Annotated in this window: 11 protein-coding genes; 5 read left to right on the top strand and 6 right to left on the bottom strand. The window is 68.9% G+C overall.

Annotated features, from left to right (window positions below):
* Nucleotides 1–87: 87 nt before the first annotated feature.
* Nucleotides 88–1,029, top strand: a complete 942-nt coding sequence (locus IP89_RS14515; RefSeq protein ID WP_043310301.1) for a class I SAM-dependent methyltransferase — start codon at nt 88–90, stop codon at nt 1,027–1,029.
* A gap of 34 nt (nt 1,030–1,063) precedes the next feature.
* Here the strand turns inward: IP89_RS14515 and IP89_RS22800 are convergent, their stop codons facing one another.
* The 4 genes from IP89_RS22800 to IP89_RS14495 all read right to left on the bottom strand — a co-directional run bounded on the left by IP89_RS22800 (nt 1,064) and on the right by IP89_RS14495 (nt 8,493).
* Nucleotides 1,064–1,591 (bottom strand): helix-turn-helix domain-containing protein, encoded by a 528-nt coding sequence (locus tag IP89_RS22800; RefSeq protein ID WP_052081090.1) that lies wholly within the window; start codon nt 1,589–1,591, stop codon nt 1,064–1,066.
* 83 nt (nt 1,592–1,674) lie between these two features.
* A complete protein-coding gene (locus IP89_RS14505) occupies nt 1,675–7,113 on the bottom strand; it encodes an AAA family ATPase (protein WP_043310300.1) in 5,439 nt (1,812 codons plus the stop codon).
* Complete coding sequence (locus IP89_RS14500) at nt 7,110–7,466, bottom strand: response regulator (RefSeq protein WP_043310299.1); 357 nt, start codon at nt 7,464–7,466, stop codon at nt 7,110–7,112. The genes IP89_RS14505 and IP89_RS14500 overlap by 4 nt, the downstream gene beginning before the upstream one ends.
* A 46-nt stretch (nt 7,467–7,512) precedes the next feature.
* Nucleotides 7,513–8,493 (bottom strand): response regulator, encoded by a 981-nt coding sequence (locus IP89_RS14495; protein ID WP_043310298.1) that lies wholly within the window; start codon nt 8,491–8,493, stop codon nt 7,513–7,515.
* A 187-nt stretch (nt 8,494–8,680) separates the two neighbouring features.
* Between IP89_RS14495 and IP89_RS14490 the strand changes: the two genes are divergently transcribed.
* Nucleotides 8,681–9,589 (top strand): LysR family transcriptional regulator, encoded by a 909-nt coding sequence (locus IP89_RS14490; protein ID WP_043310297.1) that lies wholly within the window; start codon nt 8,681–8,683, stop codon nt 9,587–9,589.
* A 2-nt stretch (nt 9,590–9,591) separates the two neighbouring features.
* On the opposite strand, the gene IP89_RS14485 is transcribed toward IP89_RS14490, so the two are convergent.
* The gene (locus tag IP89_RS14485; protein WP_043310296.1) at nt 9,592–10,461 is read right to left on the bottom strand and encodes a LysR family transcriptional regulator; all 870 of its coding nucleotides are present in this window, start codon (nt 10,459–10,461) and stop codon (nt 9,592–9,594) included.
* Between the two features lie 133 nt (nt 10,462–10,594).
* Between IP89_RS14485 and IP89_RS14480 the strand changes: the two genes are divergently transcribed.
* Nucleotides 10,595–11,773: a YbfB/YjiJ family MFS transporter gene (locus tag IP89_RS14480; RefSeq protein WP_043310295.1), complete on the top strand. Its 1,179-nt coding sequence runs from the start codon at nt 10,595–10,597 to the stop codon at nt 11,771–11,773.
* 2 nt (nt 11,774–11,775) lie between these two features.
* On the opposite strand, the gene IP89_RS14475 is transcribed toward IP89_RS14480, so the two are convergent.
* Entirely contained in the window at nt 11,776–12,207 is a 432-nt protein-coding gene (locus tag IP89_RS14475; RefSeq protein ID WP_052081089.1) for a DoxX family protein, read from the bottom strand.
* A gap of 220 nt (nt 12,208–12,427) precedes the next feature.
* Between IP89_RS14475 and IP89_RS14470 the strand changes: the two genes are divergently transcribed.
* Nucleotides 12,428–14,026: an MFS transporter gene (locus IP89_RS14470; protein WP_043310294.1), complete on the top strand. Its 1,599-nt coding sequence runs from the start codon at nt 12,428–12,430 to the stop codon at nt 14,024–14,026.
* Nucleotides 14,027–14,055: 29 nt separating this feature from the next.
* Nucleotides 14,056–14,679: an isochorismate family cysteine hydrolase YcaC gene (gene ycaC, locus IP89_RS14465; RefSeq protein WP_043310293.1), complete on the top strand. Its 624-nt coding sequence runs from the start codon at nt 14,056–14,058 to the stop codon at nt 14,677–14,679.
* The last annotated feature ends 208 nt before the right edge of the window (nt 14,680–14,887 follow it).

Below are 14,887 nucleotides of genomic sequence, written 5' to 3'. Positions count from 1 at the left end.
CCCGCGCAAAAACTGGCTCCGTCGCGGTCGCGGCGAAACGTCAACAGACCCTAAAATGCCGTCCCTTTTCTTTCGTCTCTGCTTGCCATGAATAGCGCCGCCATCGCCACCCTGCAGCAGCATTTGCTCGCTGCCTTCGCCGATCTGCCCAGTGAGGCGCGCCGCCTGTTTCATGGTCGCGGCCGGCAGTGGCCGGGCCTGGAGCAGATTACTGCCGACTGGTTACAGGGCGTGCTGCTGGTCTCGCTGTTCCGTGATCCCGGCGCGGACGAACTGGCCGAGCTCAGACAGATGCTGCTGGCACTGGCCGAGTCACCGGCCTGGGTAAGCAGCGGCGCTGGCCACCTGTTGTTGCAGCATCGCTACCTGGCGGACAGCACTACCGAGTATCTGGTCGGTGAGCCGATCGATACCGGCGATATCGTCGAGGACGGCCTGCGCTACCGCCTCGATTTCGGCCGCAAGCAGAACAGCGGCCTGTTCCTCGACATGCGCCTGGGCCGCCAGTGGGTGCGCGAACAGGCGGCCGGGCGGCGCGTGCTCAACCTGTTCGCTTATACCTGCGGTTTCTCGGTGGCGGCCATTGCCGGTGGCGCTGAACGAGTGGTCAACCTGGACATGTCGCGCCCGGCCCTGAGCCGTGGCCGCGACAATCACCGCTTGAACGAGCATGACCTGGCGCGGGTGAGCTTCCTCGGCCACGACCTGTTCAACTCCTGGGGCAAGCTGCGCCGCGAGGGGCCCTACGAGCTGATCATCGTCGACCCGCCGAGCTTCCAGAAGGGCAGCTTCGTGCTGACCCGCGACTACGCCAAGATCCTCCGTCGCCTGCCCGAGCTGCTGGTGCCGGGCGGCAAGGTGCTGGCCTGCTGCAACGATCCGTCCATCGCCCCGGACTTTCTGCTCGATGAGATGGCTCGCGAGGCTCCGGGCCTGCGCTTCGTCGAACGCCTGGCCAATCCGCCGGAGTTCGCCGATATCGACCCAGATGCCGGGCTGAAGAATCTGTTGTTCGTCGCGCCGCTCTAGCTCGCTATCCCCAGGGACATATCCCTAGGGGTAATCAGGCCGACTCGGCCAGTGGAATATTCAGCTGGCGCCAGCGCTTGGGCGTGGTGCCGACCAGCTTGCCGAACATGCGGCTGAAGTGCGATTGGTCGGCGAAGCCGCACTCCAGGCTGATCACCGAGATGGGCATGGCCTGGTCGCAGAGCAGTTCCTTGGCCCGGCGCACGCGCAGGTCTAGCGACCATTCCTGCGGCGACATGCCGGTGGCGCGCTTGAAGGCGCGGGAGAAGTGGCTGCGCGACATGGCGCACTGCTCGGCGACGTCGGCGATGAACAACCGCGCGGTCAGGCTGCGGGCGAGAATCTCCTTGGCCTTGCGTTCCTGCCAGGGCGCCAGCGACAGGCGTTCCGCGCTGGCTTCCTGCGGCTGCTGGTAGCGCTCTAGCAGGTGTCGGCAGAGCTGCCGGCCGGCCGCGGAGACGGTATCGCGCTCGCTGCCTTCCAGGGCCGCCTGCAGGTCGATGATCAGGCTGTAGGTGTGGCTATCCAGGGTGGGCGCCGCCGGGATGGCTAGAGCGTTCATGGCGTTCCTCCTTCTGCAATGGCGGAAAGAGTGCGCCGCTGGCCGGGTGCGAGTCCTTTGCCAGTCCTGAAAAGTTCTGAAGCTCAGGCGCCTGGCTGGGTCGGCAGGGTGAAGAAGAACAGGCTCTCGTCGTGGCGCCCGCGGGTGGCGCCCAGCACGCCGCCGTGGGCGGCAACGATGGAGGCGCAGATGGCCAGGCCCATGCCCATGCCGCTGGCCTTGGTGCTGAAGAAAGCCTGGAACACCTTGCCGAGCTTCTCCGCCGGCACGCCGGGGCCGCTGTCCTCGACCGTCACCAGTACCTCATGGCCAACCGCGCGCACCTCGATGGCCAGGCGCCGGGTGCTGGGCGGCAGCGCCTGCATGGCTTCCACGGCGTTGCTGATCAGGTTGCGCAGTACCTGCTGCAGCTGGATGGTGTCGGCGAACACTGGCTGCGTCGGCGCGAGCTGCAAGGTCACGCCGACGTGCTTGTCGTCGAGGTCGGCGCGGGTGATGTCCAGCACCTGGTGGATCACCCGCTCCAGGGTCACTGGCTTGCGCGCCAGCGGCTTGCGTCGGGCCAGGGTGCGCATGGCGCGGACGATCTCGGCGGCGCGCTGGCTCTCGCCAAGGATGTCGCGCAGCCCCTCGATGGCGTCCTCCAGGACCGGCTGCGGGCGCTCCAGCCAGCGCAGGCTGGCGCCGGCGTTGGACAGTATCGAGGCCAGCGGCTGGTTGATCTCGTGGGCGATGGAGGCGGCCAGCTCGCCGAGCATGGTGGCCTGCGAGGTGCGATCCAGCTCGCCGCGCGCGGCGCGCAGGGCGACTTCGGCCTGGCGCCGCTGGCTGATGTCGCAGACCACGCCGATAAAGCTGTCGCTGCCATCCGGCTCGCCGGCCAGCTCCAGATGGCGGGCAGTGCCGTCCAGCGCCACGGTGCGGAACTCCAGGCGGAAGGCCTGCTGATAGCGCCGCGCCTCATCCAGGGTGCGCACGAAGCGCGGGCGGTCGTCGGCGTGCACCAGTACGGCCGCATCGCGCAGGTGTTCGTCGTCCGCTGGCACCGGCAGGTCCAGCTCGGCGATCAGGCGCGGTGACCAGAACGAAGGCTCGCTCTGGTGGCGCCAGAGGAAGGTGCCGTAGTGGCTCACCGCCTGGCCGATGGCGAGCAGCGCCTGGGTGCGCTGCAGGGTGCCCTCGCTGTCGCGCCGGCGCTGGTTCTCCGCCAGCAGGTCGGCGTACAGACTGGCGGTACTCAGGGAGATGGCCGCCTGGGCGGCGAGCAGTTCCAGCACGTCGACCCGCGCCGGCTCGAAGGCGCCCTGGGTCAGGCAGTTCTCCAGGTACAGCGCACCAATCGCCTCGTTCTGCTTGAGCAGCGGTACGCACAGCAGCGAGCCGTTCTCTATCCGCGCCAGATAAGCGTCCTCGCCGAAGCGGCGGTAGGCCTCGGTGCCGCTCAGCAGCAGTGGCTCACGTTGGCGCATGGCATGCCGGACCAGGCTCAGCGGGGCGGCAGCCACAGCACTGGGCGGCGGGCGCAGGCACACGTCGATGCCACGGCTGCCGGCCAGGCCGCTGGCGGCCACCTGCAGGCCGTCCTCGTCGCTGAGCAACAGCGCGGTGTAGGTGGCGCCGGCATGCATGGCGGCATTGGCCAGCAGCGTTTCGATCAGCGCGTCCGGTTCGATCTCGCGTGACAGCGCCTGGCAGGCGCGGGTGATCGACAGCAGGTCGAGTTGCTGGCTGGCCGGCTGCGCCTGGGCGCCAGTGCGCGGCGTGCTCTGCTCGCGCAGGAAGGCATGCTCGGTCTCCAGTTGCTGGGCCAGGGTCTTCGCGCCCCAGCGCCGCCAGGCGTCGCGGGCCTGGCGCAGGTGGGTCTGCGCACCCACCTGCAGGCCGAGGCTTTGGTAGCTGCGTGCGGCCATTTCGTGGGACAGGCCCTTGAGGTGGATGGCGCCGCACTGCTCGGCCTTGGCTATGGCGTCTTCGTAGCCTTGCAGCGCCTCCAGGTTGCGCCCTTGCAGGCGCAGCAGCTCGGCCTCGGCCAGGGCCAGGCGGTCGGAGAAGTAGCGTGGGTTGAGCTCGGCCCACAGGCGCAGGTGCTGCATCGGCAGCTCGAACTCCTGCGGCTGGCCGCTGGCTGTCTGCAACGCCGCGCGGTTGAGCACGCTGAACAGTGCCAGGTCGATCAGGTGGATATGCGCCGGCACCGCCCAGGTCAGCGCCCAGGCCCGATCCATATGTGCGGCGGCGCCCTCGAAGTCACCCTCGAGGAAGTGCAGCAGGCCCTCGAACAGCTGCCACCAGAAATGCAGCGGTCCCATGTTGCTGCGCGCCACCCGCTCGGCCAGTTCTTCGACGGGCGGGATCGGCACGCTGCCGGGGCTGTCGCCGGCCAGGCGGCGAATGTAGCGGGCCTGGGCATGGAGGATGCTTTGCGCGTCGATGAACTCCAGGTTGCGGGCCAGCACCAGGCCGGTGTCGATCTGCCGCAGCATGCGTTCGATAGGGGCGCCGAGTACCAGCAGGTCGGAGACGATGTGGTTGTTGGCGTAGCAGGCGAAGCTGGGTGAACCCTGCGCCAGGCTGGCGCGGAAGGCCGACTCGGCGCACTCCAGGGCGAAGGGCAGGGGGCGGGTCCAGACGCTGACCTGGTCCAGCGCCACTAGCACCGCCACGCGGCTGGCGCTGTGCTGCGGCAGCTCGGTCAGGCGCCGGGCCGTGGCGGCGTACTGGTAGCCCAGCTGGTATTGCTGCAGATGGTGGGCTGCGGCTACGCCTAGCCAGGCCAACGCTGGTACGGCCGCGGTGCACAGGCCGTGCTGCAGGGTCAGGCTGGCGATGCGGCAGCTGCTCAGCAGCATCAGGTTGGCGGCGATGAACGAGCCCGGAATGACCACGGCGGAGAGCAGCTCGATCACCGCCTGCACGCCGGCATCGTCGATCTCGGTCAGCTCGGCGAAGACTTCCGGCGAGCGCCCGGCCAAGTCCCGCTGCAGGGCCTGCCAGGCCTGTTCGGCATGGCCCTGGCTGGCATCCAGCGGCAGCGCCGCGCCGAGTTCATGCAGGCCGGCGGTGGCGACCGCGACGGCGCCGGCATAGTCGCCGCGCAGTGAACGGATCTCGCACTTGAGGCGATACAGCTCGGCGCGCTGCAGGGGCGCCACGGTGTGCTCTAGCAGGGTGCTGGCGTGCTGGTCGGCTCGGCCGTAGTCGGCGTTGAGGATCAGCCCCTGGCCGATCAGCAGGTCCAGTTCACGGGTCAGTCCGGGCGTGGCGCAGTTCCGCTCGGCCAGCAGGCTTCGGGCATGCTGCAGATAGTCGAGCGCGGTGGCCGCGGCGGCTGCTGCCATGGCCAGGCGCGCCGCGCGCATCAGCAGTGCGATGAAGGTCTGGCACTGTGCGGGCTCCAGTGGCCCCGTGCCGGCACGGAGGATCTGGGTGGCGACGCGGAACACGGCTTCCGCGTCCGTATCTTCCCCGGGCAGCAGGGCGAGCAGGGCGCTGGCGAACTCGACGCCCATCACGCGCTGCATGGCCTCGGGAATGGCCGCGCGGGCCGACTCCCAGACGCTGTCGTGACTGAAGCTCAGGCCCTCGTGGTTCTCCACCACCAGGCCGGCCTTGAATGCCGGACGCAGCAGCTGCAGCAGCTGTTGCGGTGCGCAGGCACTGACTGCGGCGAGGCTCGGCAGCGGCGTCTGGTTGCCGAGTATGGCCAGGGCGCCGAGCGTATCGCGGGTGGCTTGCGGCAGGTGCTGCAGGCGCAGCTGCAGCAGTGCGCCGGCATCCTCCAGCAGTGCCAGCGAGTGGCCGTCGCGTTCGCCGGCGGCGGTCTCGCGCAGCAGCGCGGTGAGCTGGGTGAGGTACAGCGGGTTGCCGTTGCCATGTCGGCCCAGATGCTCGCTGAGCAGCGCCTGCTCGTCGTCGCGCAGGCCTGGCTCGGCCTGCAGCAGGGCGCCGATCTCGCTCGGGGTCAGCGGCTGCAGGACGATCTCGTGGGTGCGCGCGCCGAGGCTACGGCATTGTTCGAGCAGCACCGCCAGCGCGCCGTCCACCTGGTTTTCCTGGGGACGGTAGGCGGCGACCAGCAACAGATGATCGAAGCTCGACGGCGGCAGTTCGCCGAGGAAGGTGGCACTTTCCTCGTCTAGCCACTGCACGTCGTCGATGAACAGCAACAGCGGTCGTTCCCGCGTAGCCAGCACCGCCAACAGGCGTTGCAGCATGCCGTGCAGGTGGCGACGGGCTTCGCTCACCGCTGGCGGGTTGGGGTTGGCGGGCAGGGCGCCAGTGAGCCATTCCAGCTCCGGAATCAGGCGCGCCAGCAGGGCGCCGTTATGGCCGACGGCGTCGCGCAGCAACTGCTGCCAGTGGCGCACCTGATCCGGCGTCTCGCCGGCCAGACGGCTGAACAGCGAGGCCAGTGCGGCGGAGAGGGCGGCGTAGGGCAGGCGGTGGCGCGACAGCTCGCACTTGCCGTTGGCGAACAGCAGCGTCTCGGCGTCCTCGTCGCGGCGCAGCTGGCGTATCAGCGAGGTCTTGCCGATACCGGCCTCGCCGCTGATCAGCACCGCGCCGCCCAGGCCCTGGCGCAGGCGGGCGACGGCGCTGCGCAGGCTCTGCAGCTCGGCGCTACGGCCGACCAGCCTGGCGCTGCGCTTGCCGAGCGTGGTGGGCGAGAGGCGGCGGATGCTGCCGCTCTCGCGCCATTCGTCGAGGCAGCGGCGCAGCTCGGCTTCCAGCTGCTGGGCCGAATCGGGACGCTGCCCGGGTTGCTTGGCCATCAGCCAGGCGAGCAGGTCGTCGAGTGCCGCCGGCAGGCCGGGGCGATGCTGGCTCAGGGTCGGCGCCGCTACGGCCACGTGCTGGTGCAGCCAGCGCACCGGGTCGGTGGCGCTGAATGGCAGACGGCCGCTGAGCAGCTCGAAGAAGCTGACCCCCAGCGCATACAGGTCGCCGCGCACTGAGGAGACCGGTTCCGGTGGCAGGTAGGCCAGGCTGGCATCGGGCAGCGGCGGCGCACCCTCGCTACAGCCGTCGACGCGGGCGGCGAAGGCGAAGCCGGTCAGACGCACCGCGCCATCGCGGCCGAGGATCAGGTTGTCCGGGCGGATATCGCGGTGCAGCACGCCGTGCCGGTGCATCTGCGCCAGCGCCGCGCTGGTGGCGATGGCCAGCTGCAGGAAGCGTTCGACCGACAGCGGTATGGCGGCCACGGTGGAGAGCGGGCGACCACCGTCTTCATCGAGGACCAGCAGCGGGCCCTCGGGCGTGCTCAGCTGCGCCAGCGGCGGCACCGCCCAGGATTGGGCCAGGCCGGGGCCAAGGGCGTATTCACGATCCAGCCGCGCCAGCTCCCACAGCGAGGCACGCGGGCTGGCGCGTACCACCAGCCACTGGCGGCCGGCACGGGCGTCGCGCACGCGCCAGCGGCTCAGCTCGCCGGCACGGTCGAGACCGCGCCATTCGACGCCGGCCAGCCAGCTTTCATCGAAACTCGGGTTGCCTGCCAGCAGTGGCGACGGGGCGTTCATAGTTGCCCCGCCAGGCTGCTGGCGATGGCCTGCAGCAGCTGCTCGGCGGTGAAGGGTTTGGCCAGGAACAGCGCCGCGCCGATGCTCAGCGCCTCGGCGACCTGCTGTTCGCCGGCATGCGCCGACATGCAGATCACCGGCCGCTCGCCGCCCAGTGCGCGCAACACCTCAAGGCCCTGCAGTCCGCGCATCTGCAGGTCGAGCAGCACGCAGCTGGCCTGGGCGCGCCAGGGCGAGGCGAGGAAGTTCTCGCCGGCTTCGAAGCACACCGGTTGGTAGCCCGCCGACCTGAGCAGGTTGGCGACGGCCTTGCGAACCGAGGGTTCGTCGTCGATGACGCAAACGACCTGCATGTGCGGCCTGCGGCGGGCTGAGGAGAGGGGCGCCGGCGAGCATGGCTCAGGCCGGCTCGGCATGGAGTTCCGGGAGCATGCCCAGCGCCCGTCCCACCATCAGCAGGTCTACCAGCGTCCTTGTGCGCAGTTTTGTCATGATGTGCTTTTTGTGCACCTTGACCGTCACTTCCTGCAGGCCCAGCTCGCCGGCGATCTCCTTGTTCAGCTGGCCGCGCAGCAGCCGCGCGAAGATCTGCCGTTCGCGCTCGGTCAGCGCCGCATAGCGGGCCTGCAGCGAGCGGCACAGGGTGCTCTCGGCGTGACGGCTGTGAGCGCGCTGCATCGCTTCCTCCACGGCGACGAGCAGTTGCTGCTCGTCCACCGGCTTGGTCAGGAAGCCTTCGGCACCGGCCTTCATGGCGCGCACCGACATATCGATGGTGCCGAAGCCGGTCATGAACACGATGGGCAGCGGCGCCTGGCGGCGTTCCAGTTCGTCGAGCAGATCGAAGCCGCTGCCGTCGCGCAGGCGCACGTCGAGCAGCAGGCAGGCCGGGCGTTCGAAGGAACAGGCGGCGAGGAACGCGGCTGCCGATTCGTGACCGCTGGCGGCGATGCCCATGGAGCGCAGCAGGCGTACCAGGGCGGCGCAGACGGCCGGCTCGTCGTCGACCACATGTACGTGGGCCTGGGACTTCCAGGCCTCGTCGGCAGCGGGCTGCGGGGCAGGGGCGGCAGCGATTGGCGCATCGCCCTGGGCGGCAAGATTGAGGCGATAGCCACGGCGTGGCACGGTTTCCAGCAGCTGCGGGGGCAGTTCGAGGAGGCGGCGCAGGCTGGAGACCTGCACCTGTAGATTGTTTTCCTCGACCACGCTGTCCGGCCAGATGGCGCTGATCAGTTCGTCCTTGGTCACCAGGCGATTGGGCGCGGCCAGCAGCACTTCCAGGATGGCGAACGCGCGGCTGCCGAGACGGACCGGTCTACCCTGTAGGAAGGCCTCCCGTCGCTCAACTGAGAGCCATGCTTCGCCTAGCCGAATCATGTTGTTACTCGTTGATTCTTAAGTGAATTTTCTTTTCGCTTTGCAGCGAGATGGTTTTACCGTAGAGGATACGTAACGGCTTCTCAAGTGCAGATTGGCCGGCGCGAGAATTCGCACAAATGTTCAAGTCGGTGCCTTGCCTGCATGCTCAAATGCTAGGAGTAACCGCATATCCGGATGAGGGTCGATGAACCGAAACGAGCTGCGTCACCTCGACATGAACCTGCTGGTGGTGTTCGAGGCGCTGATGATCGAGCGCAACCTGACCCGTGTAGGCGAGAAGCTGTTCATCACCCAGTCCACCGTCAGCGCCGCGCTCAGTCGCCTGCGCGACCTGTTCGACGACCCGCTGCTGATCCGCAACGGCCGGCAGATGGAGCCAACGCCACGGGCGCTGCACATCTTCGAGGAAGTGCGCCCAGCGATGGACGTGATCTCCTCGGCGGTGAGCCGGGCCAAGGCCTTCGACCCGGCCAGCAGCTGCAACGTGTTTCGCCTGGGCCTGTCGGACGACGCCGAGTTCGGCCTGTTCCCGTCGCTGCTCAATGCCCTGCAGCAGGAGGCGCCGAACATCGTGGTGGTGGTGCGCCGCGCCAACTTCCTGCTGATGCCGGGGCTGCTGTCGTCCGGCGAGATCTCGGTGGGCGTCAGCTACACCACCGACCTGCCGGCCAACGCCAAGCGGCGCAAACTGCGCGACATCGGTGTGCGCGTGCTGCGTGGCGACGATCGTCCCGGCCCGCTGACCCTGGACGAATACTGCGCGCGGCCGCATGTGATGGTGTCGTTCTCCGGCGACCTGTCCGGCAATATCGACGCCGACCTGGCGCGGGTTGGCCGCAGCCGCCGCGTGGTGCTGGCGGTACCGCAGTTCGGCAGCCTGCGCGCGCTGCTGCGCGGCACCGAGATGATCGCCACGGTGCCGGACTACGCCGCCTGCACCCTGGCCGACGACGGCAGCCTGCGCGCCGAGGAGGCTCCCTTCGAGGTGCAGCCGGCGGAGCTGTCGATGGTCTGGAGTGGCGCCTACGACAGCGACCCGGCCGAGAGCTGGCTGCGCGAGCGCATCCGCCAGCACATGGCCAACGCCGACTGAGCTCAGCCGGCGGCGGCGAAGGCCGCCGCTATCGCCTCGATCACCACCCGGACCCGCGCCGTATGGCGCACGTCCTTGTGAGTGACCAGCCAGATGTCGTACGGGAAGCGTTCGCGCTGCGGCCACAGGCGCAGCAGGCCGTCCTGCTGGCCGAGCGGCACGGGAATCTCACCGATGCCCAGGCCGGCGCGCAGGGCGTGGCGTACCAGCAACCCGGAGGTGCAGGTGGTGGCGATGCGCCCGTGGGTGATCGGCTCGCCCGCCAGGGTCACTTCCTGGCCGCTGTCCAGGTAGGGCTGGTAGAGCACTAGGTCGTGCCCGGCGAAGGCGCTGCCCGGCTCGGGGATGCCGTGCGCCTGCACATAGTCGGGCGAGGCGTGCAGGGCGGCGCTCCAACGCGCCACGCGGCGTACGATCAGGTCGGGGTTGTCCGGCTTGACGTTGCGGATGGCGATGTCGGCCTCGCGCAGGCTGAGGTTGAGCATCTGCGCCGAGGCGTGCAGCTGCACCGCGATGTTGGGATGCTCCTGGCGCACGCGGGCGATGGCCGGGAGCACGAAGTCGATGGCGAAGGATTCACTGGTGGTGATGCGCACCTCGCCGGCCATGCGGTCGTCCATGCCGAGGATGTGTCGCTGCAGCTCGGCCGCCGAGGCTTCCATCTGCTGCGCGGCGGCCCTGGCCACTTCGCCGGCGGCGGTCAGGCTGTAGCCGCCGGAGGTGCGCAGGAACAGAGTGGCGTTCAGCGCCTGCTCCAGCGAGGCCAGGCGCCGGCCGACCGTGGCCTGGTCGACGCCGAGCACGCGGGCGGCGCCGCGCAGGGTCTGTTCGCGGCACAGGGCGAGGAAGATGCGGGCGTCGTCCCAGTTCATCGCAGGGCTCCATGGGTGATGCAAAATTGCATGGGTGGTGTTTGATAACGCTGCGTTATTTCATGCGTCAAGGTCTCTATGATCGGCACCATCGCTTCCGACCACCGCCTGCAGTCCAGGCCAGGAGTCCGTCATGACCCTTTCCACTTCCAGCACCGATACCTCGCGCGGCTCGCCCTGGCTGCCGATCTGGGCCGGACTGTGCGCCAGCCTGGTCGGCATCGGTCTGGCCCGTTTCGCCTACACCCCGCTGGTGCCGGTGCTGATCGAGGCGCACTGGTTCTCCGCCTCGGCCGTGGTCTACCTCGGCGCGGCCAACCTCGCCGGCTACCTGATCGGCGCCCTCGGTGGTCGTGCGCTGGCTGCACGCTGGTCCAGCGCCAATGTGCTGCGGCTGATGATGTTGCTGGTCGGCCTGTCGTTCTTCGCCTGCGCCACGCCGCTGTCGCTGGCCTGGTTCTTCAGCTGGCGCCTGCTCTCGGGCATCGCCGGCGGGGTGATCATGGTGCTGGCCGCCAGTACCGTGCTGCCGCACGTGGCGCCGCAGCGGCGCGGGTTGGCCAGCGGCGCGATCTTCCTCGGCGTCGGCCTAGGTATCGCCGGCTCCGGCACCCTGTTGCCGCTGCTGCTGGCCCAGGGCCTGCTGAGCACCTGGGTCGGCCTGGGCCTGCTGGCGCTGCTGCTGACCGCCAGCAGCTGGTTCGGCTGGCCGGCCGAGCAACCGCATGCCGCCCAGGGCGAAGGTGTGGCCGGCAGCTCCGTGGCGGTGTACCGGCTGTTTGCCCAGTACGCGCTGATGGCAGTCGGCCTGGTGGCGCCGATGATGTTCCTGGTCGACTACGTCAGTCGCGGTCTGAACGCCGGTGCGCACTGGGGCGCGGTGATCTGGGTGCTGTACGGCATTGGCGCCATCGTCGGCCCAGTGGCCTACGGTTCGCTCGCCGACCGCCTGGGCGCGCCGGCGGCGATTCGCCTGGTGCTGGCGATCCAGCTCGGCGCCCTGGCCCTGTTGCTCGGCAGCAGCGAGCTGCATCTGCTCGGCGCTGCGGCGCTGCTGATCGGCTCCTTCCCGCCGGGCATCGTGCCGCTGGCCCTGGCGCGGGTACACGAACTGGTGCCGGAACATGCCGGCCAGCATGCCACCTGGACTCGCGCCACGGTGTCCTTCGCTACCTTCCAGGCACTGGCGGGTTACGCCTACTCGGCGCTGTTCGCCGGCAGCGACGGTCACTATGGCCTGCTGTTCGGTGTGGCGATGGGCGCGCTGGTGCTGGCCCTGTTGCTGGATCTACCGCGGCGCCAGCGCGTCTGAGATCAAGCCGCCTGGCGCAGGCCGCCCTGCGCCAGCAGGCGAGTGGCGACCAGCGGGCCGGGGCCGCTAACGGCCAGGCCGGCATACAGCACCAGCAGCAACCAGGCGAACTGGCCTTGCTCCAGGCTCCACTCCGGGTGCACCAGCAGCAGTGACACCAGCAGCACGGCCAGCACCGGCAGGCAGGCCAGGCGCGCGCAGATGCCGAGGATCAGCAGCAACGGGCAGAGCACCTCGGCGAACAGCGCCAGGCTCAGGGTTAGCGTGGCGCCCAGGCCGAGCGGGTCCTCGATGCGCTGCAGCTCGCCGGACCAGTCCAGCGCCTTGGGCAGACCATGCACCAAAAGCATCATCAGCGCTGCGCCGACGCGCAACAGCAGCAGGCCCCAGGCCGGGTTGGCGGGCAGGGTGAGGGCGGACGGCAGGCTGGGCATGGCAACTCTCCACGAAGATGAGCGGCCACTATCGGCGCTTGCCGCCGGCATTTCTTGGCCTGATGTGCTGCCCGTAGCCATCCGGTAGTGCGCCCGTGCGCAGCGGCTGCCGCCTGCGTAAAGAGCACATCGGTGCAAGCCGCCGCGCACCTGGCTGCGGATAGTGACGACATTGCCTTGGAGAGTTCGTCATGAGCAGCCGCGATACCGGGTGGGGTGCATGGACAAGACCCTGAACAATGCCTCCGCTTCGGCCTGGGCACCGCTGCGCAGTTCGGTGTTCCGCTGGCTGTGGCTGGCCAGCATCGCCTCCAATATCGGCACCTGGATGCACGAGGTCGGCGCCGGCTGGCTGATGACCTCGCTGTCCGCCAGCCCGCTGGCGGTGGCCATGGTGCAGGTGGCCGGGGCGCTGCCGATCTTCCTGCTGGCACTGCCGGCCGGCGCACTGGCCGATATCGTCGACAAGCGCCGCTACCTGCTGCTGGTGCAGGTGTGGATGGCCGCCATCGCTCTGGCCCTGGCGCTGCTCACCCTGAGCGGGCAGATGAACGTGACCCTGCTCCTGCTGCTGACCTTCGGCATGGGCATCGGCACCGCGCTGATGATGCCGGCCTGGTCGGCGCTGGCGCCGGAGGTGGTCGAGCGCGACGCGCTGCCGGCGGCGGTGGCGCTGTCCAGTCTGGGCGTCAACGTGGCGCGGGCCATTGGCCCGGCGCTGGCCGGCATCTTGGTCAGCCTCAGCGGCCCCTGGCTGACCTTCGCCCTGAATGCGGTGTCGTTCTTCGCGGTGATCGGCGCGCTGCTGCTGTGGAAGCGTGCACCGAGCGAGACGGTGCTACCTGCCGAACGCCTGTTCGGTGCGATCCGCGCTGGCGCTCGCTACGCCCGCAGCGCACGGCCATTGCAGGCAGTGCTGGTGCGTACTGCGGCGTTCTTCCTCGGCGCCAGTGCCGGCATGGCGTTGCTGCCTGTATTGGTTCGCCGCGAGATGGGCGGCACCGCGCTGGACTACGGCATCCTGCTCGGTTGCGTCGGACTCGGTGCCATTGGTGGCGCCATGTTGTTGCCACGCTTACGCGCGCGCTTTGGCGGCGATGCCCTAGTGCTGGCCGCCAGCCTGGCCTACGCGGCGGTGCTGTTCGGCCTGGCCTGGCTACGCGAGTTCGCCTGGCTGGCGCCGCTGATGCTGCTCAGCGGCGCGGCCTGGATCGCCGTGCTGTCCAGCCTGCAGCTGGCGGCGCAGACCTCGGTGCCGGCCTGGGTACGGGCCCGCGCGCTGTCGGTGTACATCCTGGTGTTCTTCGGCGCCTCGGCCATCGGCGGCATCGCCTGGGGCGCGCTGGCCAGCCACTTCTCCCTGACCTGGGCCTTCGCCGGCGGCGGCGCGCTGCTGGTGCTCGGCCTGCTGACGCGCCTGTGGTTCCGCCTGCCGGCGACCCAGGCCGACGATCTGGCGCCGTCGCTGCACTGGCCGACGCCGATCCTCGATGCCGCGCTGGACCGCGAGCGCGGCCCGGTGCTGGTCACCGTCGAATACCGCATCGCCGCCGAGGACGCTGCGGCCTTCCGCCTGGCCATGCACGACGTACGGCGCATGCGCCGGCGCAACGGTGCCTTCTCTTGGGCGCTGCTGCAGGACAGCGAGGACCCGAGCCTGTGGCAGGAACTGTTCTTCGACGAATCCTGGCTTGAGCACTTGCGCCACCACGGCCGCGTCACCCGCGCCGAGCAGCGCATCGAGGCCGCCGCCAGGCGCTACCAGCAACCTGGTGAGCCGGTGCGCATCCGCCACCTGCTCGCCGCGCCACGCCACTGAATTCAACCCGAAAGCAAGGAGTGTCAGCCATGTCCGTTCCCTACAAGCGCCTGAACAAGGACGACGCCGTCGTTCTGCTGGTCGACCATCAGTCCGGCCTGATTTCCCTGGTGCAGGACTTCACCCCCAGCGACTTCAAGAACAATGTCCTGGCCCTTGGCGCCGTGGCCAAGTTCTTCAACCTGCCGACCATCCTCACCACCAGCTTCGAGCAGGGCCCCAACGGCCCGCTGGTGCCGGAACTCAAGGAGCTGTTCCCGGACGCGCCCTATGTCGCCCGTCCTGGCCAGATCAACGCCTGGGACAACGAGGACTTCGTCGCCGCGATCAAGAAGACCGGGCGCAAGCAGCTGATCATCGCCGGTGTGGTGACCGATGTGTGCGTGGCCTTCCCGGCGCTGTCGGCGATTGCCGAGGGCTTCGACGTGTTCGTCGTTACCGACGCTTCCGGCACCTTCGACAAGACCGTGCAGCAGGCCGCCTGGGCGCGCATGAACGCCGCCGGCGTGCAGCTGATGAACTGGTTCAGCGTGGCCTGCGAGCTGCACCGCGACTGGCGCAACGACATCGAAGGGCTGGGCAACCTGCTGTCCAACCACATCCCCAACTACCGCAACCTGATGACCAGCTACTTCACCCTGATCGGTAAGTGACGATCAGAACCTGCTTCCGATCTCCTGACTCGCGGCCATGCTGCGTTAGAAACGGCTTCGAAATGCTCATTTACCGCTCGTAAACTGCGCTTTCTCAGCCGTTTCTGCCTTGCCTGGCTCTAATTCAGAAACTCGTAAGCAGGTTCTTAGCCAACCCGGCGCAGCCGCTCGAGCCGCCACAGGCTCGGCGGCATGCCGGTCTGGCGGG

The sequence above is a fragment of the Pseudomonas sp. ML96 genome, from assembly GCF_000761545.1.
Lineage (GTDB): Bacteria > Pseudomonadota > Gammaproteobacteria > Pseudomonadales > Pseudomonadaceae > Aquipseudomonas.
This window is presented reverse-complemented; position numbering and strand designations above follow the sequence as displayed.

Coding starts and splice junctions, on each gene's coding strand:
- IP89_RS14515 (WP_043310301.1), top strand. CDS start 88: ATGAATAGCGCCGCCATCGCCACCCTGCAGCAGCATTTGCTCGCTGCC.
- IP89_RS22800 (WP_052081090.1), bottom strand. CDS start 1,591: ATGAACGCTCTAGCCATCCCGGCGGCGCCCACCCTGGATAGCCACACC.
- IP89_RS14505 (WP_043310300.1), bottom strand. CDS start 7,113: ATGAACGCCCCGTCGCCACTGCTGGCAGGCAACCCGAGTTTCGATGAA.
- IP89_RS14500 (WP_043310299.1), bottom strand. CDS start 7,466: ATGCAGGTCGTTTGCGTCATCGACGACGAACCCTCGGTTCGCAAGGCC.
- IP89_RS14495 (WP_043310298.1), bottom strand. CDS start 8,493: ATGATTCGGCTAGGCGAAGCATGGCTCTCAGTTGAGCGACGGGAGGCC.
- IP89_RS14490 (WP_043310297.1), top strand. CDS start 8,681: ATGAACCGAAACGAGCTGCGTCACCTCGACATGAACCTGCTGGTGGTG.
- IP89_RS14485 (WP_043310296.1), bottom strand. CDS start 10,461: ATGAACTGGGACGACGCCCGCATCTTCCTCGCCCTGTGCCGCGAACAG.
- IP89_RS14480 (WP_043310295.1), top strand. CDS start 10,595: ATGACCCTTTCCACTTCCAGCACCGATACCTCGCGCGGCTCGCCCTGG.
- IP89_RS14475 (WP_052081089.1), bottom strand. CDS start 12,207: ATGCCCAGCCTGCCGTCCGCCCTCACCCTGCCCGCCAACCCGGCCTGG.
- IP89_RS14470 (WP_043310294.1), top strand. CDS start 12,428: ATGGACAAGACCCTGAACAATGCCTCCGCTTCGGCCTGGGCACCGCTG.
- ycaC (WP_043310293.1), top strand. CDS start 14,056: ATGTCCGTTCCCTACAAGCGCCTGAACAAGGACGACGCCGTCGTTCTG.